The organism is Ornithinimicrobium sp. INDO-MA30-4 (assembly GCF_021535045.1).
In the GTDB taxonomy this organism is placed as follows: Bacteria; Actinomycetota; Actinomycetes; order Actinomycetales; family Dermatophilaceae; genus Ornithinicoccus.
In genome coordinates, this window is sequence record NZ_CP091056.1 from 2,398,728 (window position 1) to 2,419,652 (window position 20,925).

Annotated in this window: 23 protein-coding genes and 2 pseudogenes; 8 read left to right on the top strand and 17 right to left on the bottom strand. The window is 61.7% G+C overall.

Annotation, left to right across the window (positions count from 1 at the left end):
* Nucleotides 1-16: 16 nt before the first annotated feature.
* From L0A91_RS14435 to L0A91_RS14460, 6 genes are all read right to left on the bottom strand, one after another.
* Nucleotides 17-1,540 (bottom strand): SulP family inorganic anion transporter, encoded by a 1,524-nt coding sequence (locus L0A91_RS14435; protein ID WP_397333743.1) that lies wholly within the window; start codon nt 1,538-1,540, stop codon nt 17-19.
* A gap of 152 nt (nt 1,541-1,692) precedes the next feature.
* Nucleotides 1,693-1,866 carry a hypothetical protein gene (locus L0A91_RS14440; RefSeq protein WP_235245054.1) on the bottom strand — a complete coding sequence of 58 codons (174 nt, stop codon included), beginning with the start codon at nt 1,864-1,866 and terminating at the stop codon, nt 1,693-1,695.
* Between the two features lie 104 nt (nt 1,867-1,970).
* The gene (locus tag L0A91_RS14445; RefSeq protein WP_235245055.1) at nt 1,971-2,729 is read right to left on the bottom strand and encodes a hypothetical protein; all 759 of its coding nucleotides are present in this window, start codon (nt 2,727-2,729) and stop codon (nt 1,971-1,973) included.
* A 63-nt stretch (nt 2,730-2,792) separates the two neighbouring features.
* A complete protein-coding gene (locus L0A91_RS14450; protein ID WP_235245056.1) occupies nt 2,793-3,479 on the bottom strand; it encodes a hypothetical protein in 687 nt (228 codons plus the stop codon).
* Nucleotides 3,480-3,891: 412 nt separating this feature from the next.
* Nucleotides 3,892-4,317, bottom strand: a complete 426-nt coding sequence (locus L0A91_RS14455) for a carboxymuconolactone decarboxylase family protein (protein WP_235245057.1) — start codon at nt 4,315-4,317, stop codon at nt 3,892-3,894.
* Nucleotides 4,318-4,353: 36 nt separating this feature from the next.
* Nucleotides 4,354-4,833, bottom strand: coding sequence for an oxidoreductase (locus tag L0A91_RS14460; protein WP_235245058.1), 480 nt, complete (start codon nt 4,831-4,833; stop codon nt 4,354-4,356).
* Between the two features lie 89 nt (nt 4,834-4,922).
* Between L0A91_RS14460 and L0A91_RS14465 the strand changes: the two genes are divergently transcribed.
* Nucleotides 4,923-5,066, top strand: coding sequence for a hypothetical protein (locus L0A91_RS14465; protein ID WP_235245059.1), 144 nt, complete (start codon nt 4,923-4,925; stop codon nt 5,064-5,066).
* Here the strand turns inward: L0A91_RS14465 and L0A91_RS14475 are convergent.
* From L0A91_RS14475 to L0A91_RS14485, 3 genes and pseudogenes are all read right to left on the bottom strand, one after another.
* Nucleotides 5,063-5,523 (bottom strand): annotated as a pseudogene (locus L0A91_RS14475) (molybdopterin-dependent oxidoreductase). The gene L0A91_RS14465 and the pseudogene L0A91_RS14475 overlap by 4 nt on opposite strands.
* 306 nt (nt 5,524-5,829) lie before the next feature.
* The gene (locus L0A91_RS14480) at nt 5,830-6,300 is read right to left on the bottom strand and encodes a hypothetical protein (RefSeq protein ID WP_235245061.1); all 471 of its coding nucleotides are present in this window, start codon (nt 6,298-6,300) and stop codon (nt 5,830-5,832) included.
* Nucleotides 6,301-6,776: 476 nt separating this feature from the next.
* On the bottom strand, nt 6,777-7,220 hold the full coding sequence (locus L0A91_RS14485; RefSeq protein WP_235245062.1) for a DUF1003 domain-containing protein: 444 nt from the start codon (nt 7,218-7,220) through the stop codon (nt 6,777-6,779).
* Between the two features lie 113 nt (nt 7,221-7,333).
* Between L0A91_RS14485 and L0A91_RS14490 the strand changes: the two are divergent.
* Nucleotides 7,334-8,529 (top strand): annotated as a pseudogene (locus tag L0A91_RS14490) (MFS transporter).
* Between the two features lie 94 nt (nt 8,530-8,623).
* Here the strand turns inward: L0A91_RS14490 and L0A91_RS14495 are convergent.
* Complete coding sequence (locus L0A91_RS14495) at nt 8,624-9,019, bottom strand: MarR family winged helix-turn-helix transcriptional regulator (RefSeq protein ID WP_235245063.1); 396 nt, start codon at nt 9,017-9,019, stop codon at nt 8,624-8,626.
* 99 nt (nt 9,020-9,118) lie between these two features.
* On the opposite strand from L0A91_RS14495, the gene L0A91_RS14500 reads away from it, so the two are divergent.
* The 6 genes from L0A91_RS14500 to L0A91_RS14530 all read left to right on the top strand — a co-directional run bounded on the left by L0A91_RS14500 (nt 9,119) and on the right by L0A91_RS14530 (nt 15,254).
* On the top strand, nt 9,119-9,667 hold the full coding sequence (locus L0A91_RS14500; RefSeq protein ID WP_235245064.1) for a YceI family protein: 549 nt from the start codon (nt 9,119-9,121) through the stop codon (nt 9,665-9,667).
* 275 nt (nt 9,668-9,942) lie between these two features.
* Complete coding sequence (locus tag L0A91_RS14505; RefSeq protein ID WP_311197858.1) at nt 9,943-11,346, top strand: alanine racemase; 1,404 nt, start codon at nt 9,943-9,945, stop codon at nt 11,344-11,346.
* Complete coding sequence (locus L0A91_RS14515; RefSeq protein WP_235245066.1) at nt 11,297-11,971, top strand: alpha/beta fold hydrolase; 675 nt, start codon at nt 11,297-11,299, stop codon at nt 11,969-11,971. The genes L0A91_RS14505 and L0A91_RS14515 overlap by 50 nt, the downstream gene beginning before the upstream one ends.
* A 112-nt stretch (nt 11,972-12,083) precedes the next feature.
* Nucleotides 12,084-13,055, top strand: a complete 972-nt coding sequence (locus tag L0A91_RS14520) for a serine hydrolase (protein ID WP_235245067.1) — start codon at nt 12,084-12,086, stop codon at nt 13,053-13,055.
* 89 nt (nt 13,056-13,144) lie between these two features.
* The gene (locus L0A91_RS14525) at nt 13,145-14,710 is read left to right on the top strand and encodes a biotin carboxylase (RefSeq protein ID WP_235245068.1); all 1,566 of its coding nucleotides are present in this window, start codon (nt 13,145-13,147) and stop codon (nt 14,708-14,710) included.
* 238 nt (nt 14,711-14,948) lie between these two features.
* On the top strand, nt 14,949-15,254 hold the full coding sequence (locus tag L0A91_RS14530; RefSeq protein WP_235245069.1) for a hypothetical protein: 306 nt from the start codon (nt 14,949-14,951) through the stop codon (nt 15,252-15,254).
* Between the two features lie 82 nt (nt 15,255-15,336).
* Here L0A91_RS14530 and L0A91_RS14535 read toward each other — a convergent pair whose 3' ends face one another.
* From L0A91_RS14535 to L0A91_RS14560, 7 genes are all read right to left on the bottom strand, one after another.
* The gene (locus L0A91_RS14535; protein WP_235245070.1) at nt 15,337-15,936 is read right to left on the bottom strand and encodes a 5'-methylthioadenosine/S-adenosylhomocysteine nucleosidase; all 600 of its coding nucleotides are present in this window, start codon (nt 15,934-15,936) and stop codon (nt 15,337-15,339) included.
* Between the two features lie 17 nt (nt 15,937-15,953).
* A complete protein-coding gene (locus tag L0A91_RS17735; RefSeq protein WP_311198169.1) occupies nt 15,954-17,090 on the bottom strand; it encodes an urease subunit alpha in 1,137 nt (378 codons plus the stop codon).
* On the bottom strand, nt 17,033-17,677 hold the full coding sequence (locus tag L0A91_RS17740; RefSeq protein ID WP_260115240.1) for an amidohydrolase family protein: 645 nt from the start codon (nt 17,675-17,677) through the stop codon (nt 17,033-17,035). The genes L0A91_RS17735 and L0A91_RS17740 overlap by 58 nt, the downstream gene beginning before the upstream one ends.
* Nucleotides 17,674-18,381, bottom strand: a complete 708-nt coding sequence (ureA, locus tag L0A91_RS14545) for an urease subunit gamma (RefSeq protein WP_235245071.1) — start codon at nt 18,379-18,381, stop codon at nt 17,674-17,676. The genes L0A91_RS17740 and ureA overlap by 4 nt, the downstream gene beginning before the upstream one ends.
* 9 nt (nt 18,382-18,390) lie before the next feature.
* Complete coding sequence (locus tag L0A91_RS14550; protein ID WP_235245072.1) at nt 18,391-19,662, bottom strand: serine hydrolase; 1,272 nt, start codon at nt 19,660-19,662, stop codon at nt 18,391-18,393.
* A gap of 84 nt (nt 19,663-19,746) precedes the next feature.
* Nucleotides 19,747-20,610 carry an FHA domain-containing protein gene (locus L0A91_RS14555; protein ID WP_235245073.1) on the bottom strand — a complete coding sequence of 288 codons (864 nt, stop codon included), beginning with the start codon at nt 20,608-20,610 and terminating at the stop codon, nt 19,747-19,749.
* Between the two features lie 11 nt (nt 20,611-20,621).
* Nucleotides 20,622-20,858, bottom strand: coding sequence for a hypothetical protein (locus tag L0A91_RS14560; RefSeq protein ID WP_235245074.1), 237 nt, complete (start codon nt 20,856-20,858; stop codon nt 20,622-20,624).
* Nucleotides 20,859-20,925: the final 67 nt, after the last annotated feature.

A 20,925-nucleotide genomic window follows, 5' to 3' on the forward strand; every position in this document is an offset into this window, starting at 1 on the left:
CGCCTTTATCTGGGGGCTAGTGGCCGGGATCCACGTGACCAGCCAACTGGTCATGTCGCAGTTGGCTCTGACGGTTGAGTCCAACGAACTGGACCTTCTTGCCCTTAGAGGCGTATTTCGTCTCGATGGCATCCATCGTGGCAACTGTCGAGGCGTCCCAGATGTGTGAGCCGGACAGGTCGATCAATACGTTCTCGGGGTCACCGACGTAGTCGAATTGGGTGACGAGGTCGTTGCTCGACGCAAAGAACAGCGCACCGTGAACGAGGTACTTCGCTGTGGTGTCATTTTCGTTCTCGACTTTCTCCACCTCGGTGAAGTGAGCGACCCGGCGGGCGAACATCACCATGGCGGTCAGCACACCAACCACGACGCCGATAGCCAAGTTGTGCGTCCACACCACGATGACCACGGTGGTGATCATCACGAAGGTCTCACTGCGGGGCATCCGGCGCAGGGTGGCCGGCTGGATGCTGTGCCAGTCAAAGGTGCCGACAGAAACCATCACCATGACGGCAACCAAGGCAGCCATCGGGATCACGGCGACATAGTCACCCAAGCCGACAATCAGGATCAACAGGAAGACGCCGGCGAGGAAAGTGGAGATTCGGGTGCGAGCGCGCGAGGCCTTCACGTTGATCAACGTCTGGCCGATCATTGCGCAACCGCCCATGCCGCCAAAGAAGCCGGTCACGATGTTGGCGACGCCCTGGCCCCACGCTTCACGCGTCTTGGGCGAGTGGGTGTCGGTAATGTCATCGACCAGTTTGGCGGTCAGCAAGGACTCAAGCAGGCCCACGATGGCCATGGCCAGCGCATACGGAGCAATGATTCGCAGGGTCTCCATCGTGAAGGGGACGTCCGGGATGAACAACTCGGGCAAACTGTCGGGGAGTTCGCCCTGGTCACCGACGTTCGGAACCTTGATCACGGCAAGGACAGTGACCGCGGTGAGCAGCACGATGGCAATCAGTGGCGCGGGGATGACCTGATTAACCTTGGGGAAGAAGACCATGATGGCGATCCCGATGGCCACCATCGGATACACCAAGAACGGCACATCGACCAGGTGCGGAATCTGAGCCATGAAAATCAGAATGGCTAGTGAGTTCACGAATCCGACCATGACGGAGCGTGGGATGAAGCGCATCATGCGCGCCGCGCCACTTACGCCCAAGATGATCTGGAACACGCCAGCGAGCAGCACTGTGGCGATCAGATAGTCGAGGCCATACTCCTTGGCGACTGGCGCCACCACCAGGGCGATGGCTCCGGTTGCGGCCGAGATCATGGCTGGACGTCCACCAACGATCGCAATGGTGACGGCCATCGTGAAGGAGGCGAACAAGCCGACTCGTGGGTCAACTCCGGCAAGGATCGAGAACGAGATGGCCTCGGGGATGAGAGCCAACGCGACGACGAGGCCAGCTAGGACTTCGGTGCGCAACTTGCGGGGGTCGCGTAATGCGGCACGAACGGAAGTGACATTCTCTTCGTGCTCGAAAATCACGTGGTCAGGGGCACGTTCAGTGGTAGACACGCAAACTGCTTTCTTCGTGGAACAGGTTTTGGGTGGTAGGAGGTCACCGCTCCGGGCGTCTCTGCCTCAGAACTCCTCTACTACCAGCGGTTTCACCATATCTGTTCAGGCATCTAACAGTCACCCTGAAGTCTCAATGTGTGGCTGATCTCTCAGCCTGCGCGAAGGGCCCCGCGCTCAACGAGGAAGGCCAGGCGCTCTTTGACCAGCGCTGCAGCATCCGGGTGGTCGCCAAAGCAGGCAACGGTGTGCGCCACAATCTCGGCAGCGGTTGATGGTTCGAAAGCCGCCTCAAACACGGTGGCGGTCAGAAGATCCAGATGCACTGGTGTGTCGTTGATCAGCAGCGCAGCGGACTCGGCGTCGATGATTGCGTCACGGACCTGGCCATGCCCGTAAGTCTGTGCCGGAAGCGCGATGTGGGGGTTGCTCAGGGGCAGCGCAGCGAAATGGCGTGGTGGCAGATCGGGGGCCTCCGCGAGGAGATCCTTGCTGGCCCAAATGTCGCGATAGGCGAAGGTCCAGCAGCCCTTGATCGACGAGGCGAGACCGGCCAGAGCTTGTAGTGGAGCATCGAAATCCAAAGGTGACTGGAATGTGGGATCAGGCGCCAGGCCGCTTCGACTGGTTGAAGCGGCGTCAACTCTGGGAGGCTGGCAGCGGGATCTCGGTTGAGCAAGACCAGGTGACCCATGCTGAGCGTTTCTGGGCATTCGCCGAGGCCGAGCGCTTCAGCCGAAACGAGCATCTTGGCATCAGGGGCACTGGGGTGCATTACTAGCGACAGTGGTTTAGGGAAGGGCAAAACAGCGCCATCGACCACGGCCAATGTCTCATCCGTGACATAGCCCCAACCGTTGCGAGCAAACTCGATCACTGCGGTGGTCTTGCCGCCGCCGGATTCGGTCACCAGCGCGAGAATTTGCCCATCGGCCCTGCTCACAGCCCCCGCGTGCAACATCACTGCGCGGCCGGCCAGTTTTGCCATCGCTATCTGTGTCATGTCGAAGGTGAGGCGTTGTTGCAAGGGCATTGGCAAGATGGCGGACTGGCCGCCGACCTGCAAGCTCACTAGTGAGTCGTCGTCCAGGTGCCGCAGCGAGCGTCCCCACGTCTCTTGAAGTTGAGCCAGCCCAGCCTCGGTGCTGACCTCGAGACGAAAGGTTGACCCTAAGACATCAACACTCAACGCCCGGTGCTCTTCGGCATCCGGGCGCTGAGAGTTACTGAGGACCGAAGTGATGGTCTCAGCTCAATCTCTAGTCGACGTTGCTGTCTGCAGTGGACTGGGTAGATGGCCTCGCTCGCTGATTTCCTTCCCGGTGCAGTCGAAGTCTGCATCGGTTTGGTTGTCACGTCGAACGGTTCCGGTGCGCTGGAAGTTCGCGATCGTCGTCCACCGGCCGGTCTTATTAGCGCTGCGCTGCAACTTCCACTTGATGGTCACATTGACGTTGGTCGTCGGGATGGAAGCCGACGCACGGTAGGTTAGCGGGAACTGGCGGCAGCCGCCCTCTTCGCCAAAACCTTCCAGGCGGAACGGGGTGCGGTAGCCGGCGGTCTGAGAGTTTTGGTCATTGTGCTCGCCGTCCACCTCAATTTGGAAGTGGCTCCGGTCGTCGGTCTCTTGCCAGCGATACCAGGCGGGCTCATCCTGGCAATTGCAGATCTCGACATAGGCGGGAAGGAAGCCAGTGCCGTAGTCCTGCTCAACCACTGTTGGGTTGGTCGGCTGCTGTGATTGGCCGACGCAAATGGCGCGAATGTTCACCGTTTGGTTGGGGCCGACGGAGTAGGACTCGTCGACCAGGCAGGTGCTGGGCCCCGCAATCGCGGCGGGCGCTCCGACGGCCAGCACAGGTACAGACCAGGCGGCTCCACGCATCACGGTGCGTCGGCGCGTAGCGTTGTTTGCTTCGAGCTTGGTTGGAACAGTCACGTGGTTCCCCTAATTGGGTCAATCGTTGGCTTGGCGTTGCCCAAGATTAGGGACTCTTCATCGAGAGGGTCAAATCCGATTATTCGGCCTGTGGATATCTACTGATCGGTACATCGGGATGGGGATTTGTTGCACCGCAGGGAGATTGGGTTCCCGTGCAGGTCAAGTCGCTAGGCGGAGGTAAATCTCACTTCCCAGGGCGGACTCAATGTGTCACTGCACACATTTACCGTGCAACCTTAAAAGTTGTCATGACAAGTAGATGTTTACTCATCCGAGCCAGCGAAAACGGAAGGCCAGCGCGAGAGAACTCGCGCTGGCCTTCCGTTGCTGGTGGGCGAAATAAAGCCCAGGTTTGGCTACGCCAATCGGGGCTTGGCGCCCTCAGCCATCTTCAAGCGAGTCCAGATGTTCATGTTGATGACAACGGCCGCAATCTCAAGAATCTCGGCTTCGTTGAAGTGCTTGGCCAACTCGTCATGTGCGGCTCGAAGGAAGCGGCGACGGCCGGGTCAGACAGTGCGGTCATGGCCTCGGTGTAGGCCAGCGCCGCGCGGGTTGCCTCGTCGTGCAAATCGGTCTCGCGCCAGGTCGACAAGGTGGCGATCTCGACGTCGGCGATCTCGGCGCTGCGCGACGCCTCAAAGTGCGTCTTGAGGCAGAAAGAGCAGTTGTTCATTTGCGAAACGCGCAACCGCAGCAACTGCGCCATCTTGCGGTCGACCGTCAGGGTTGCCTTGAAGCCAAAGGTGTCAGCGCCGTGACGAGCGAGCTTGGTCAGGTCCTCGTTCTTGGAGCTGTCGGCGCGGTGCAGGGTGAATTCAACGTTTTCAGTCATGGGTTCTCCTGGTGTCATTTCAATGTGAGATGAGAATTAGCCGAATCGCTCAGTGCGCAGGGCCCGTGGGTCGATGCCCATCCCAACCAAGTGTTGAGAGACCGATTCGACGAATGCGGTTGGTCCGCATACATAGATCAACTGTGGTTTGACTGCCTCGATGGCTTCGCTTAAGTCGGCTTCGCCAACTCGGCCATGGCGATAGTCGGCGTGCTCTTCTCGCGTCAGGTGGACGCGCACATACATGTCGCTGGCCTGGGCCAGTTCCTCAGCAAAAATCACTCGCTTGGCTGTTTGGGCTGAGTAGATGACGCCCATCGGGGCTGCGTCGGTGCGTGCTTGCCAGATGGCCCGCAACGGAGCGATGCCGGAGCCGCCGCCAATTAGCAGCGTCGGGCCCATTTCTGGGCGCCACACGAAGTAGCCGCCGATGGGGCCGCGAATCTCGATCTCATCGCCTGGCTCAAGGACATCAACCAGGTATGGCGAAACTTCGCCGTCGTCGACGCGCTCCACTGTGATAGCCGGGCCCTCGCCAGGCCCGACGACAGTGAATAACTACGACTTGCTTGATAGCCATCGGGCGCCGTCAGTCGGACGTCAACGTGCTGGCCGGCCTCATGTGCCTGCCAGTGCTCGTCGTCCAGGAAGACGGTATGCGCAGAGCCCGTTTCGTCCTTATTTTCACGAACCTTGGCCTGGCGCCAGCCGAGCTTGCCGGGGGAGTGGGAGGTGTCGTCATCGCCTAGTCGCTGTAGTAGCGCTGTTCACGCCACGGGTCGCCGTAGTTGTGGTAGCCAGCGCGTTCCCAGAAGCCAGGCTCGTCGTCATCCGTGAAGCGGATTTCGCTCAGCCACTTGGCGCTCTTCCATAGGTACAGGTGGGGAACGAAAAGACGTACCGGCCCACCGTGGGCGGGGTGAGGTCGTCACCCTCAAACGCGACCGCGATCATCGCGTCGTGCTCGAGGAGGTCTTCGGTCGGCAGGTTGGTCGTGTAGCCGCCGTAGCTCTTAACGATTGCGTGCTCAAACTCTTCAACGCCAGCGTCTTCGAACACCTTGGAGACTGGCACGCCGGTCCATGTGGAGCCGAGCTTGGTCCAGTGCGTCACGCAGTGGAAGTCCGTCACCAGGTCGACGGTGCCGAGCGCGTGCAGAGACTCCCAGTCGTACGTCTTGGAAGTCGTGCCGTCGGTGATCGTCATCTTCCAGTCGGCCTCATCGATGTATTCGGTGGGGCCAGCGGTAAGGACGGGAAGTCGTCGGTGACGTACTGCCCGGGGGAACGGCCGCGGACTCAGTCCTGGGTCGTCCTTGGAAGCCTCTGGTGGCCATGGGGACAGCTCCTTGATTAGGCAGCGGCTTCGCTGCGGTCGGGCCAATTGGGAGTCATGCTACGTCAGCCGTGGGCATGAGGCGAAGGGGCAGGAGTTCGTGACTTCACCTACGGTGAAACGGACTTCAGCCTCTTGTTGGCCCGACTCGCAGAGCCGGATGCCTGCAGTCTCCTGTTAGGACAGGTCAGACTGGCTGTCGCTATTCGCGCCCTGGCGAGCCGCTGACCTCAGTGCCCCTGCCGTGTAAGTGCCTCGCGTCCCGTTGCGACGCTGGAACGTCCGAACCTCAGGGGTGGCCGGGCCACTGCCATCCTCGTCAATGGTGATGAAGCGCTGAGTCCAGTAGGTCACGTCATCGCACAGACTGGTCGGCTGGGTGAAGGTCGCTGTGGTGTCGAAGCGGCCAAGTTTGAGCCGGGCCACTCCGTCGGAGTCAGCAGGAGAAATCTGCGATGCCAGGACTGGGCAGGCATACGTGAAGGTGTAGGGGGTGTAGAGAGCTCCGTCGGGCTGCATCGCTGGCGTGCCTCGAACGGGGCTGCTGCAGCAGGAAGAGTGATTCGTGCCGGGGGCCCAAGCGGCTGTCTGGTTGCCAATGATCCAGTACACCAGCCTGATGTTGCTGAAGGTGTTCTCTGGGTGCACGTCATAGACATAGAGGCCGAAGGGGGCGCTGTCTGGGGTGGTGATGGTGGTCGTCGGGCTGGAGTTAACGCGCAGCGTGTGACGGCAATTTCAAGGCCGGACCGGGTGTTAAGGACCCAGCCGTTGACGCCTGGATCTTTTCGCGTGGAGGCGGCTATGGCAGGAGCGGTGCCAGCGATCGTCACGACGGGGACCGACCAAGCGAGGCCGCGCGCAATTGTTCGTCGGGTGGGGTGCTGGGGTTGCTCGGTGGAGCGCATGCAGTCTCGCGATCAAGAAAGACAAGCCAAAAAGTTCGCACGATTCGGAATGTAAGCGGTTGTATTCCTTCACGCTAAGGCATGCAAAAGGTAAAGACCTACCCATGATTCCCTCACGAATCCCTTGAACCGGCAGCCCGTTCGCTCTGCCTTCAGCAGGGTGCGGCTTGAGTCCCTTAGTGCGACAAGGCGGTCAGGGGCCTATTGGCCGCCACGCTAGGAGATGAAGAGCGTGAGGTTGCCTTCATGAATCCTTTTCATCTTCTCAAGGGTTGACCGGAGCCGAGTCATCTCGGTGAGCAGTTCGTGCAGTTCTTGCTCGTTGCGACTCGCCACCAGGTATGTCTCGCGGTCTCGGGCACGGTCGCGCTGGGCCGAGCGCCGCTGAGTGATCAGGATCAGCGGGCCCTGCAGAGCGGCGATAGACCCGAGCGTGGTGGCCAAGATAGCCAGGGGCAACATGGGGTAGGGCTCAAGGCCGCGGTACAGCAGGTTGATGATGCCCCAAATCGTGATTGCGGTGATGAGGCCAATGGGGAACCACCACGAGGCAACGACGCTCACGACTCGAGCCGCCAGGCGTTCGCCTTTGTCCGGCACAGGCTCGGTGAACATGCTCAACATATGTCCGCAGTGGGGGCAAGAGTGTGGCTCATCCATGCTCAAAGTGTCTCTCATCTCTAGTGCCGCATGATTCAGTCAACCTGTTTGGCGTTAGAGTCTGGCAGGCAGCAATGCCACCCCATTTCACAATCACCGCTTGAGGAACCACCATGCGCACAGCTCGTCGGTCGCAACCGATCCCCGGAGAAATTCGGGTTTTGGTCGCAGCGGCGTTCGTGATCGCTATTGGTTTCGGTCTGGTCTCGCCCGTGCTCCCGGCGTATGCGCGCAGCTTCGACGTGGGGGTTGCGGCAGCGTCGGTGGTGGTTTCGGCATTCGCGTTTTTTCGGTTGGTCTTTGCCCCTGCGGGTGGAGCGCTGGTCTCAAAGCTGGGCGAGCGGCCAATTTACCTAGCCGGACTCGTCATTGTTTCCGCCTCGTCACTAGCCACCGCATTCGCGCAGAGTTATTGGCAACTGTTGGTCTTCAGAGGGCTCGGCGGCATCGGGTCAACGATGTTCACCGTGTCGGCGATGGCCTTGCTCGTCAGGCTCGCTCCACCGCACATGCGCGGCCGAGTTTCGTCCGCCTATGCGAGCGCGTTTTTGATCGGCGGCATGGTTGGGCCTGTGGTGGGTGGCCTATTGGGCTCGCTCGGTCTGCGGGTCCCCTTCGTGGCCTACTCGGTGGCGCTGATCATCGCCGCTGCGTCTGTCGCCTCACGGTTGCGGGGGTCGACATTGCGGCCCGGTGTCTCAAGCCATCAGGTCCCACCACTGAGGTTGTCGCAGGCTTGGCGCGTTCCGGCGTACCGAGCAGTGCTTTTTCGGCGTTTGCGAATGGGTGGTCTAACTTTGGCGTGCGGGTGGCGATCCTGCCGCAGTTTGCTTACGTGGTCTACGAGGCCACCTGGGCTGCGGGGGTGGCGCTCGCGGTGGCTGCCGCCGGCACGGCGCTCACTTTGCAAGCTTCGGGGAAAATGACGGACAGTGTGGGGCGGCGGCCACTCATCCTGGTTGGTCTCGTGGTCACGGGCCTCAGCCTCGGACTGATCGGCTTCAGCACTGAGTTGTGGCAGTTGCTGGCACTTTCGATCATCAGCGGCGTAGGTGCCGGCCTGGTAAACCCGGCTCAGCAAGCCACCGTGGCAGATGTTGTGGGGTCGCATCGCAGCGGTGGTAGCACGCTCGCCACTTTCCAGATGGCACAGGACGGGGGAGCGATCCTGGGGCCTATCTTGATCGGCCTGATCGCCGACGCTTTTGGGTTTGGCTGGGCCTTTGCTGCGACGGGGGTTATTAGTTTGTTGGCTCTGTTGCCATGGCTGGGCGCCCGGGATGTGGAGAAGACCCGAGAGGTTAACTGAGGCGTAGCGAGCCTTTAGGCCCCACCTGATGCCTCGGCGACGCGGGCTGGGACTCCACTAGTCAGGCGGTCGAGAGTGTCGAGGTCCTCGGGGCTCAAGGGCATGAACATGAGTTCCTTGACCGTGTTGGCGTGCCCAGGGCGACCTCAACGATCTGGCGCATTCCTTCGTTGGTGATCACCGCATACGCTCCACGGCCATCTGATGACGATTGCTCCCGCAAGATGAGGCCACGCTTTTCCATTCGACCCAGGTGATGCGAGAGCCTGCTGCGCTCCCAGCCAAGGGTTGTCGCCAACTCCGCGCTACGCAGTCGATGGTTAGGGGCCTCGCTGAGGGCGACCAAGACACCAAAATCTTGCAGCGATAGACCGCTGCTGAGGCTCAGTTGCTGGTTAAGCGCGGCGTTCAGGCGGTCGTGGGCGAGCAGCCATTGTCGCCAGACGCGCTGCTGGTGCTCGTCTAACCAGGGGTTTTCACGGGCAGGCATGCGCTCATTCTAGCGGTAGTTGACACGTCACGTACACGTGGTCTAATGTGATTGACGAATCAACAACCTGATCTATGAACAGCATGAAAGCGAGTTTCAATGAGCACTGCACTAAACGACCTGGCTGGCACCTTCACCATCGACCCGCAGCACAGCCGCATGGGTCTGGTGGCTCGCCACGCAATGGTGACCAAGGTTCGCGGGTCGTTCAACGACTTTGAGGGCTCGGTCAGCACCGAAGCCGGTTTGACCAACACTGAGATCGCCGTGACGATCCAGGTTTCCAGCATCGACACCCGCAACGCCGACCGTGACGGCCACTTGCGCACCGGTGACTTCTTCGACGCTGAGACGCACCCCACGATGACGTTCGCCTCCACCGAGGTCACCGCCGTCGATGACGAGACGCTGCGTGTTGCCGGCGACTTGACCATCAAGGGCGTCGTCAAGCCCGTCGTCATCGACTTCGAATACGCAGGCTCGGCCACCGACCCCTACGGCAACGTGCGGGTCGGCTTCGAAGGCAGCACCAGCATTCTCCGGTCCGACTTCGGCATGATGTTCAATGCCGCGCTCGAGACCGGTGGCGTCTTGGTTTCCGACAAGATCACCGTGGAGATCGAAATCTCGGCCATCAAGAACGCCTGAACAGCACCACCTAGTAACTCCCCTGTTGAAGCGGGGCACCGAGCAATCGGTGTCCCGCTGTTGCTATTCCTGGTGGCGCAGCCACACGGTCCCAGAGATAGCAGTTCCTTGTAGCCTGATGGAGACATATTCGGGCCAAGTGAGGGTGTTTTGTGGGTGCTTTAGGCAAGATTGCTGGTGGATTCGTGATGGCTGTGGTGCTGGGTTTTGGCCTGGTCTTTGCGCTTATCCTCGTCGCTAGCTGATCTGATCTAGGGCTGCTGGGCACCGCCGACGTGTCATGTGACGAGGCCACGCTAGGTGGCTGTGAAGCAACAGAAGAACCGCCAGACACACCGTTCCTCGCCGTAGAACTTGATGTCCTTCATCGCAATGTCGATCGCATTGCTCGATCTGCGGCGGAGCGTGGTCTAGCGCTGCGCCCGCATGGCAAAACTCACAAGGTGGCCGAGATCGCGGCCATGCAGATGTCTGCTGGAGCGGTCGGCCTCACACTGGCCACCATTGGCGAGGCGGAGATTTTTGCCGATGCGGGAGTGGATGACATCTTCCTGGCCTACCCCCTGTGGCCAACGCCCCGGCGAGTTGAGCGGATCAAGGATCTGGCTCAGCGGGTGCGACTGAGCATGGGCGTTGACTCAGCCGAGTCGGCCGCCCAGTGGGGCCAGGCGCTGCAGGGCGTTGAAGTGCAGGGCACCGATGTGCAGGTCATCATTGAGGTCGACAGCGGCCACCACCGCAGTGGTATTTGGCCAGACCAGGCTGGCGTTGTTGCTGACGCGGCTCGGGCTGCTGGTCTGCCGGTGGCTGGCGTCTTTACCTTTCCCGGGCACGGCTACACCCAAGATCGGGCCGAGACGGCGACACAGGAGGCCGCTGCGCTGACGACTGCCGCGGCGGCGCTACGCGCATCTGGCCATGAGGTCAACGTGATCTCCGGAGGCTCGACACCCACTTTTGCCACCGCTGACAGCAGTGCGCTCACCGAGATCCGGCCCGGGGTTTATGTCTTCAACGACGCGCAGCAGGTCGAGTTAGGCACCGTCACCTTTGCTGATGTGGCGCTCACCGCGCACGCCACCGTCGTGAGCAAACGGGGCAACACGGTGATCTTGGATGCTGGCAGCAAGGTCCTTGGGGCGGATCGCCAGCCGTGGGTGAGCGGAGGAGGCCGACTGCCCGAGCACCCACAGGCACGGATCACTGCTTTGTCTGAGCACCACGCAACGGTGCAATTTCCCGAGGGTATGGCGAGCCCTGGCCTCGGCGATGTGCTCCGGGTGGCTCTAATCACGTCTGCGTCACGGTCAACCTTGCCGATGAGTTGGTCGTCGTTCGCCGCGAAGAAGACGGTTGGGTTGTCCTCGATCGTTGGTCCGTCGCGGCAAGGGGCCGCAATGGTTAGCCCGCCGCACAGCCCCGGCTTCAGCATCGTCGAGCAAGACCTGCCATTGCCCGACGGCCGCAATCTGCACTTCTATTTGGCTTTGCCCGAGGGGCATGACCACTACGCGCTGCTCCCGGTGTTTTGGCATCACGGCAGCCCGAATGTTGGTTGGCCACCTGCGCCAATGCTGGACCGGGCTCTGGCGGAAGGTTTGGTGTGGGTCTCCAATGACCGCCCGGGGTATGGCGGGTCCACCAGACACCGGGCGTCGCGTCATCGACGGAGCCCGTGATGTCCTGGCAATCGCCGATCACCTCGGTGTTGATCGATTCGCGGTGATGGGCCATTCTGGCGGCGGGCCGCACGCTCTAGCTGTCGCGGCCATGGCTCCCGAGCGAGTCGTTTCGGTTGTCGTCGGGGCTGGCGTGGCGCCATACCGGAGCATGGGGGAGCAGTTCTTTAGCGGCATGGCGCCATGGGGCGTGGCCTCATTGCGCGCCGCGATTGCCGGGCCAGAGGTCAAAGAAGCACACGAGTTAGCGGCTATCCAGCCTGATGCGCCGGAGCCGTCAGCGCGCGATATCGGCTTCATTGACGCTGACCTTGCGGCCCTCAGAGGTGATTGGGCTTGGCTGGAGAGCGTGGTCGGCCCGGGTTTGGAGCACGGCCCTGGTGGCTTGATTGATGACGACCTGGCGTTTGTCAACGACTGGGGCTTTGACCCGGCCTCGATAACTGCACCGGTGCTCCTCTTTCATGGCGGGGCCGATGCGATGGTGCCGTCTGTCCATAGTCGTTGGATGTCAGATAGATTGCCCATCGTGACTCTCTGGGAAGAGCCCGATGCCGGGCACCTTTCAGTGCTGAGCCATGCCCACGCGGCGCTGTCGTGGTTGGGGCGTGCTGCTCGTCTATGAATGAGTTTCCGCACTTTTCTGGCGGCCATAACCCCCGCCTATTCCGGTGTGGCGCGGCGATGGCCCGGTCCGTGAAATAACGCACGCTCCAGTCGATCTTTCCGGCGTTGTCGTGGCCGGCATTGACCAACAGCCCACGATCTTTGAGCATTTCCTGCGGGACTCGTGGACTGATGCGATGGTCATCCTGCACGAGGGCAAACTCGTGTATGAGTGGTACTCCTCGCCTGAGCACGAATACCGGGCACACGGGTTGCTATCGATCACCAAGTCGATCATCGGCACCGTCGCTGGCGTGCTGATGGAAGCCGACCTGCTCAATCCCGAAGCGCTCGCGACCGACTATGTGCCCGAGTTGGCCTACGGCGGCTACGCCAAGGTGACGGTCCGCGATCTCCTCGACATGCGCACCGGCGGCGACTACCGCGAAGACGGGGCCCCGGATGGTGAGTTGGCCCGGATGGAGGCGAGTCGCCTGCGGTCTGAACACGCGCCATACCCCAATTTGTATGCGATGGTCGCTGGTTGCGAACGCATTGGCCTGCACGAAGGGCCGTTGAGTTATCGCTCTCTCGACACCACCGCTCTGGGTTGGGTGCTCGAGCGCGCGGCGGGCATGTCGATGACCCAGATGCTGACCGAAAAGGTGCTGGGCCCACTGGGCATCGAAGCTGATGGCTACTTTGAAACTGACCATGAGGGGCACCCGGCGCATGCCGGTGGGCTAGCGCTGCGTCCGCGCGACGTCGCTCGCTTTGGGCAAATGATTTTGGACTCGGGGTCGGTCGGTGACACCAGCATTGTGTCGCCGTTCTTCGTGAAGGATTTGCGCGAAGGACACCCCGATGAGTCGATCGACAGCGAAGTGCTGGACGAAGACGGCTCATATCGCAACCAGTTTTGGGTGCCAAAACAAGGCGGACGAGAACTGCTCTGCCTGGGCATCCACGGTCAGATGATGGTGATGGACGGCAACTCAGGTGTTGTCGCGCTCAAACTGTCATCCTGGCCACACCCGCGAGATACCACCCTGATCTCGCATACCTACGCGGCGATTCACGAATGCGCCCGCGCACTGAATTAGTCACCGCCGCTCTATTGAGGGCGCTGACGAGATACGGCAGGATGACGGCAACGCCCATCGGGCGTCACACCACCCACGAGGGGATAAGAATGGCGACCAAGAACCAACACTCGAAGGCCTCGGCCAACAAGAAGGCCAAGTCCAAGCAGGCTGCCAAGTCGGCAGCCGTGCGCAAAAGTGGCGTGGTTCCTTCGCGCGGAGTGCTGCACAACATGTCGGAGATTCGCTCCTACCTGCGCACTAACGAGACCCCCATTTTCTTCGTGGGGCCGACCGCGTTCAACCTGCTCGGTATGGACCGTTGGGTTCGTAACTTCTCGATGATTTCCTACTACGACTCCTGGGATGGCTACCACCCCCGGGTGTTCGTCCCCGAAGAGATCGAGCACCCGCTCTTCGAGAGTGGCGAGGACATCAACAACTACCTGCTGACCCACCCGGCAGTGATTGCGCACATCAACAAGCGGGTGTCACGCACCGGCAAGCAGGCCAAGATCTCGATGGTCTTCTTTGACGAGGAGACCGAGCGGATCTGCCAGGAGGCCGGCTGGGAGCTCATCCACCCGACCTTTGAGCTGCGCAACTACCTCGACTCCAAGATCGTCACCACCCGACTGGGCGATGAAGCCGGTGCACCGAGTGTGCCGAACATCCTGACCGTCGTTGATGGCTGGGATGACCTGTTGAAGCAGGCCGAAGACAACGGCTTGGGCACCGACTGGGTGCTGCAGACCGCCTATGGCGACTCGGGTAAGACGACTTACTTTGTCGATGACCAGGATGGCTGGAACAAGGTTGCCGCCGACGTCGTCGGTGAGCAGGTCAAGGTTATGAAGCGGATCAACAACCGCGCGATTGCTGTGGAAGGTGTTAACACCAGGCACGGCACGATCGTGGGCCCCTTCATGCGTGACCTCACCGGCTATGAAGAGCTGACGCCATACCGCGGCGGTTGGTGTGGCAACGACGTTTATCCCGAGGCGCTGACGAACGAGCAGCGTGCGGTGGCCATCCAGCACGTGCGCAATCTGGGTGACCGACTGCGCAAGGAGGGCTACAACGGCTTCTTCGAGATCGACATTCTGCTGGACATCGACAGCGGCGAGGTCTACCTCGGTGAGCTGAACCCCCGCGTTTCGGGCGCTAGCTCGATGACCAACGTGACTGTTGGTGCTTATGCCGACATCCCGCTGTTCCTGTTCCACCTGCTTGAATACCTCGATGTCGACTATGAGATCGACGCTGACGAGATCAACCAGCGTTGGGAAGAGTTGGCCTCGGTCGACCACTGGAGCCAGTTGATCCTCAAGACCGGTGACGAGCGCATCCGGATGATCACCGAAGCGCCCAAGACCGGGATCTATCACATCAACAAGGACGGCACGCTGGAGTATCAGCGCAACACCTTGGACTGGCACTACTTGGCCACCAAGGATGAGGCGTTCTTCCTGCGCATCGGTGGCGAAGGCAGCTATCTCTACAAGGGTGCTGACCTGGGCATTTTGGTCACCAAGTCGCGGATGCAGACAGATGACAACGAGCTAACTGAGCGTTGCCGCCACTTCATCACCGGCTTGCATGACCTGTATGCGGCCAACGAGATTGAGGCTGGCCCCAAGCCGGTCGAGCAGCCGTTCTTTGCGCTGCTGAAGTAGTCGTTGCTGGAGTAGGACTCAAGCGCTGCAGCCCGCTCTAAGGCTGGCTCGGATGGGCAGGCGGATGATAATTGTGGCGCATTCGCCTGCCAGACATGGATCCAGTAACCTGTGCCCATGATTATTTGGAGTCGGTGGGGGTTTTAGTGCTGCCATTTTTGGGCATCGGCGTGGCTCTGGGCTATCTGATGGATAGCCTTTTGCGGACGCAGGAAGTAACGGGGCGCGCGAGGGAATCATGATCGGTATCGGCATCATTGTTGCCGCTGGCTTGCTGCATGTTGCCGTGCGCCAGTTGGTTGGCAAGGTGATCGACAAGCCTGTGCCAGCCGTGGGCCATGTGCAGTTGGCCGAGCCAATCACGCTTGAGAATGGCTCGGTGCAGACCCAGCGAATCGCGCCGTTGGTGGATCCTCAGACCGGTCAGCAAGTGGTGACTCTACCGAGGTCGACCCTGTTCTTCATCCCGGTGCGGTTCTGGCCGATCCTCCTCGTGTTGGGAGGGGTATTTTTTGTCGTGGGGAACCTGACCAGCGGCAGCTGAACGCGAGATCAGGCGCCCATGGCATAAGGGTTCCTGAGCATTGACGTTGACAACTTTGACGGAGTTTAAGGCGGGATATTGCTCACACACGTGAGTAGTGTCCCGCCTTAATGCTGTCCACGGCTAGAGCCAGTTTGGCGTCGATGACCCCGAGATATTCGGTCCAATCGGCGACGGTCTGCAGGTCCTCGGCGCCGTCGGAGATGCCACGCAGACCAATGAGCGGCACGCCGAAGCGTTGGCAGGCCCGCCAGACGGCGAAGGTTTCCATCTCGACCAGGTCGGCGTCGATGGCGTCATAGGCTGCGCCTGAGATCACCGCAGCGCCGGTCGAGAGACTGGCGGTTGGCACGCCCTCGATGCGCAGCGGCAGGTCAAGCACCCGCGGCAGGTCCAGGAACGGCGTCCGGCCAGGCTCAAATCCGAGCGCCGAGGCATCCATGTCGCGATAAGCCACCGACGAGATCTGATAGACCTCGGCCTGAGCCAGCGTTTGGCTGCCAGCCGAGCCCAGGCATACCACCAGGTCAGGCAGGTTGTTGGCAGCGGCCAGTCTGCTGAGCTCGGCGGTCACCGCAATGGCAGCCTCGACCGGGCCAACGCCCGTGATCAGCGGCGTGATCCGCTCGCGCAGATGCGGACCATATTCGGCTTCGACGGCCATCACGAAGAGGATGTTCATAGCGCTCCAGAGGGTGTTTACAAGAAGTACAACCGGCTCAGCGGCACGGTGTCGGTGGGCTCAACGAAGCACGGCTGGCCATCCAGCGTGACGCGGCCGGCCGGGTCAACCTGCACGCTGGCCAGTCGGTTGTTGTGCACAAGGTTGCCCGGCCCGATATTGCGTGTGCCGCGCACTCCGACTCGGCGGCGGCGCGTCGTCATCGAGTCATTGCCATCGGCCGCCGCAGCCTGACTGGTGAAGGCCACCGAGAGATCAGCGGCCGTCGCCCCATGAGCGCCAAATTGCGGCCCATAAACCAGCGGCTGGCAGGTGTCCGTCGTCGCATTCGGATCACCCGTCACGCCATAGGCCGGGAAGCCCGCCTTCAGCACCAACTGCGGTTTCGCGCCAAACGAGTGCGGCTCCCACAGTACCAAGTCGGCCAACTTGCCGACTTCGATCGACCCAACCTCGTGGCTCAGGCCGTGGGCGATAGCCGGGTTGATCGTGAGTTTTGCGATGTAGCGCTGCACTCGCTCGTTGTCATCGCTGGGTTGTTCACCGGCAGACTCGCTGGCCTTTTTCATCACCGCGGCCATCTGGAAGGTGCGCCGCACAGTTTCGCCAGCACGACCCATACCTTGAGCATCTGATGAGGTGATGCCGATGACGCCGGCATCGTGCAGCACACCCTCGGCGCCCATCGTCCCGGCTCTAATCCGGTCACGGACTAATTGCGCGTCGGACGTGTTGTGATGGTTCAGCCCGTGAGCGGCAAAGATCATCTCGTAGTGCTCATCGAGGGCATCTCGACCGAATGGCAAGGTCGGGTTCGTTGAGGAGCCGATGACGTTGGGCACGCCAGCCAGTTGCAGGACATTCGGCACATGCCCGCCGCCGCACCCTTCGATGTGGAAGGCGTGAAGAGTGCGGCCCGCGACGACAGAAAGAGTGTCGTCGACGCTCATCGACTCGTTCAGGCCATCAGTGTGCAAAGCCACCTGGACATCGTGGTCCTCGGCCACTCGCAGCGCCATGTCCAGCGCCGTGAAGTGCGCACCCATGTCTTCGTGCACCTTGAAACCGCAGGCGCCGCCTTCGACCAGCGCTTCGATCAGCGGTGCGGGGGTCGAGGATGACCCGCGCCGAGGAAGCCAATGTTGACCGGCCAGGCGTCAAAGGCGTTGAATGCGTGCCGCAGCGCCCAGGGCGAGTTCACGCCGACGCCCCAGACCGGGCCAAACTCTTGGCCCAAGATCGTGGTGACGCCACTGGCCAGCGATGCCTCCATAATGCGCGGGGACAACAAGTGCACATGGGTGTCGATGGCCCCGGCCGTCACGATCAGGCCCTCGCCGGAAATGATCGTGGTGCCGGTCCCGACCACGACATCGACTCCGGCCAACGTGTCGGGGTTGCCAGCCCGGCCGATGGAGGCGATCCGGCCCTCACGAATGCCGATTGAGACCTTGGCGATCGGCTGCATGGCATCAATCACCACAACATTAGAGATCACGATGTCGCAGGTCTGCGCGACGGTCGCTGACTTCATGGCCAATCCATCGCGGGCCGTCTTGGCGAAGCCGGCAATGAACTCATCACCGGGGCGTTGAGAGTCAGCCTCAATCAGGATGCTCAAGGTGGTGTCGCCGAGGCGCACGCGGTCACCGGTGCTCGGCCCGTGGATGGCCGCGTAGTCGCTGGCGGTGAGCGCCGCGTCGGCCGGAACAACCCCGTGGGTATGCCTGGTGCCAGTCATGTGCTCAAGAACCCTTGCTCGGTGGCTCGCTGCAAGGCTGCCGCGCGGGTGGCTGGATCGTCGAGTTCGCCATCGACGAGACCAGCAAAGCCGATCGCGATGCGGTCACCGCCAATGGGCGTCAACCGCACATCGACCAGCACACCGGGATCGAACCGCTGGGCCTGGCCTGCGGGGATAGCCAATCGCATCCCGTAGGCCGCGGTGCGATCAAAGCGCAGCAACCGGTTGACCTCAAAGAAGTGAAAGTGCGAGGTAATACTGACTGGGACCTCGGAGGTGTTGATGACCTCGAGATGCGTCAGCGCCGCGTCACTTGAAGCGCTGACGCCAGTGGCATCACGCTCGACCGGATGGGTCATGGCGCCGACGCCGGGCGCATACGTCGATTGTTCAGCAATCTCGCCAAAGGGCTCGCGGACCACGACCATCCGAGTGCCATCATCAAAGACGGCTTCAACTTTGATCTCGGTGACGATGTCGCTAACGCCGGGCAGGACGTCGCCAAAGCCCAAGACTGAGCGACCACGGCGGGCCGCATCCTTCAGCCGCGCACCATCGCGAGCGGCTTCGCAAACCTCATCGCTGATCAGCGCGGTCGCCTCAGGGACATTGAGCAGCAGGCCGCGCGCTCGACGCGACCGAGCAAGTTGGGCTGCCGTGAAAATCAGCAGCCGGTCTTGTTCGGTCGGCGTCAGGCGCATAAGTGCAGGCTAGTCCTGAGAGGCCAGGTGACGGGCGATGGAGCGGAAAGCCTCAATCGTGCTGACCAACTTGTCGGCATCTTGGGGCAGCGGCCAACTCGACAACTTCACGCCAACCGTGCCGGTGCTCTGCTCAACGAAGACCATCTGGCCATGGATGCCCAAGGCCAGCATGATCGGGCCGTTGTCGCCGGGCACAACCCAGAACTGGTTGCGGTACCAGCCACCAGGCAAGTAGGGCTCGTTGTCGGAGGCTGCAAAGGCTTCGCGGACGTCGCCGGGCGGCGCCATGATCGTGTCGATCCACCACTGCGGGACAACGCGACGATCGCCAGCGCGGCCGTTGTGCAGCAGCATCTGGCCGAAGCGAGCCATGTCGCGCAGGGTGGCCGAAACGCCACCGTCGTGGATGGCCGAGCCGAGCGGGTCAACCGAGACCTCGGCGTCGTGGAACGCAGCCATCGGCACCCAGATGCGCTCGGAGATCAAGTCAGCCATCCGCATACCGGAGGCGCGTTCGCAGACCCAGCCCAAGGCGTCGGTCTCGACCGAGCGGTATTCGAAGATGCCGCCGTGTTCCTTCTCCTGCGTGCAGCTGAGGATGAAGGGGTACATGCCCAGCGGGTCGTCATCGCCACGCGGAGCCCAACCCATCGAGCGCTCCATGATGCGCACCTCGGACTCGGGGTCGAGGTAGGTCTCACGGAAGCGGATGCCCGAGCGCATGTCGAGCAGATCGCGAACCCGAGCGCCGGCATACCCACTTTGGGCCATTTCGGGCACGTAGGTTTCGACGGAAGCTTCAGGGTCCAAGATACCGTCGGCAGCCAGCGAGGCCGTCACGCACGAGACGATGGACTTGGACATCGACATCACCAGGTGGCGCTTGCGCCGGCTCATGTCGCCGAAGTAGCGCTCATCCAGGATCTTGCCGTCGCGCAACACCAAGAAGGCGTCGGTCTGCGTGCCTTCAATGAGGGCGTCAACCGTCGGGTAGTTTTCCCGGCCGGTCTCGAGTTCGCCGAACTCCATCGGGTTCGAGGGCAGGGTGACAGCGGCGTCGGAGCCGTCGATGACGTGGCTAGGCATGATCTCCCGCATGTGTTGGAACGACCAGCGCAGCGCTGGGTAGGTCTGCCAATTGGCCAGCGTCACCAATGGCTGGCGTTGGGGGAGAAGTCGCCCCGTGTCCGCAACATCGGCCCAGGCCGTGACCGACGGAAAAATCGTGGTCGTGGCGTCGGGGGACTGTGCTTCGGGCTCAGGGGTTTGGCTACTCACCGGCCTATCCTAACGGTCGTCAGGGAGCGGTTTGGGCTGCCCGTGGGCAGCTAGAGGGTGTGATTGTTCACGCCGCGCAATTGCCTAGCGATAGTCGCGACCGGGCTGCTTGCGTTGCCTGCTGAACTCGCCACCTGCTCGTCCGCCGAAGGGGCGCCCGTGATCGGCGAACTCCTCGCGCGAGTAGGTCATCGTCCACGATCCCAGTTGTATGCGGGACCCGGTCCGCAGGATGCGCTCGCGGGCGACGACCTCACCATTGACCCGGGTCGGCGTGCTCGAGCCCATCGCAACCAGCACATACTCGTCATTGCCGTCTCGGCGAATCTTGGCCTGCATTGGGTCGATGCAGCTCAGGCGCAAGTCTGAATCCGGCGCGCTGCCGATGGTGGCGCCGGTCTTGGGCAGGTCGAAGACACGACGCTGATCGGTGGGTTGGGCGGTGTCGCCCATGGCAAAGACCAAGCGCGGGTGGCCGCCCCCGTCGGGGTCGTGTGTTGTGGTGAGGCGTCGCACCATCCATCGGAAGGTTGGAGCGATGGGCCAGGGTGTCGAGGGTGGCAAGAAGCTGTCGCTGGTCCCACGACCGGAGCCCACTGAGCCGCGCAGCGACGCGGCGGCCTTGAGGTCATCAATGCGGATGTGCTTGGAGCGGGTGGCCAGGCGGGCCAATCTGCTGCCCTTCACGTCGCCGATCGTGACGATGGGGCCGTCTTTGCCAGCCAGGGTCACGGCGAGGCCTTGTCCGGCGAAGACTGCGGCGACTTGCCGGGCCTCGCGGAACGATAGGCCTGATGACATCGCTCCAACATCGTCGCAGCTCACCTGCAGGTGGCGGCCGCTGCCGGTGATGGTGCCGGACAGAGATTGCTCGGATCCATTGCCATCGCTGGCAGGTCGCTCCATAGAGAAGGTGAGATCAGCGTCGATGTTGAAGCGATGTGTCATGGCAATCAGCCCTACTGCGCGTCCGAGCCGGCCGACTCGTTGTCGCTCGTCGTGATGCGCAGCGTGCCGTTGAGCTTCCAGGTGGCCCGTGGGGCGTCGGCACCGGTGTCACGCGGCACCTCAACGGTCATATCTTCAAAGCTGTAGTTGATAGCTGCGCCACGGCCGGTGAGGTATGCCCACAGGTCCTGGCCGAGGTCAGTCCAGCTCTTCTCCTGTGCGTCTGAGTGCTGATCTTGAATGCTCATGCGATCTCCTTTGACGGCGTGCTTGCGGTCGATCGGCCACAGAGAGGCGCGATAACCAGGTGGTGAG

Bases quoted from the DNA above. Each gene is read 5' to 3' on its own strand.
- L0A91_RS14455 (WP_235245057.1), bottom strand. From the start codon at position 4,317: ATGACTGAAAACGTTGAATTCACCCTGCACCGCGCCGACAGCTCCAAG.
- L0A91_RS14485 (WP_235245062.1), bottom strand. From the start codon at position 7,220: ATGGATGAGCCACACTCTTGCCCCCACTGCGGACATATGTTGAGCATG.
- L0A91_RS14495 (WP_235245063.1), bottom strand. From the start codon at position 9,019: ATGCCTGCCCGTGAAAACCCCTGGTTAGACGAGCACCAGCAGCGCGTC.
- L0A91_RS14500 (WP_235245064.1), top strand. From the start codon at position 9,119: ATGAGCACTGCACTAAACGACCTGGCTGGCACCTTCACCATCGACCCG.
- L0A91_RS14515 (WP_235245066.1), top strand. From the start codon at position 11,297: ATGGCGGGTCCACCAGACACCGGGCGTCGCGTCATCGACGGAGCCCGT.
- L0A91_RS14525 (WP_235245068.1), top strand. From the start codon at position 13,145: ATGGCGACCAAGAACCAACACTCGAAGGCCTCGGCCAACAAGAAGGCC.
- L0A91_RS14530 (WP_235245069.1), top strand. From the start codon at position 14,949: ATGATCGGTATCGGCATCATTGTTGCCGCTGGCTTGCTGCATGTTGCC.
- L0A91_RS14535 (WP_235245070.1), bottom strand. From the start codon at position 15,936: ATGAACATCCTCTTCGTGATGGCCGTCGAAGCCGAATATGGTCCGCAT.
- L0A91_RS17740 (WP_260115240.1), bottom strand. From the start codon at position 17,677: ATGACTGGCACCAGGCATACCCACGGGGTTGTTCCGGCCGACGCGGCG.
- ureA (WP_235245071.1), bottom strand. From the start codon at position 18,381: ATGCGCCTGACGCCGACCGAACAAGACCGGCTGCTGATTTTCACGGCA.
- L0A91_RS14555 (WP_235245073.1), bottom strand. From the start codon at position 20,610: ATGACACATCGCTTCAACATCGACGCTGATCTCACCTTCTCTATGGAG.
- L0A91_RS14560 (WP_235245074.1), bottom strand. From the start codon at position 20,858: ATGAGCATTCAAGATCAGCACTCAGACGCACAGGAGAAGAGCTGGACT.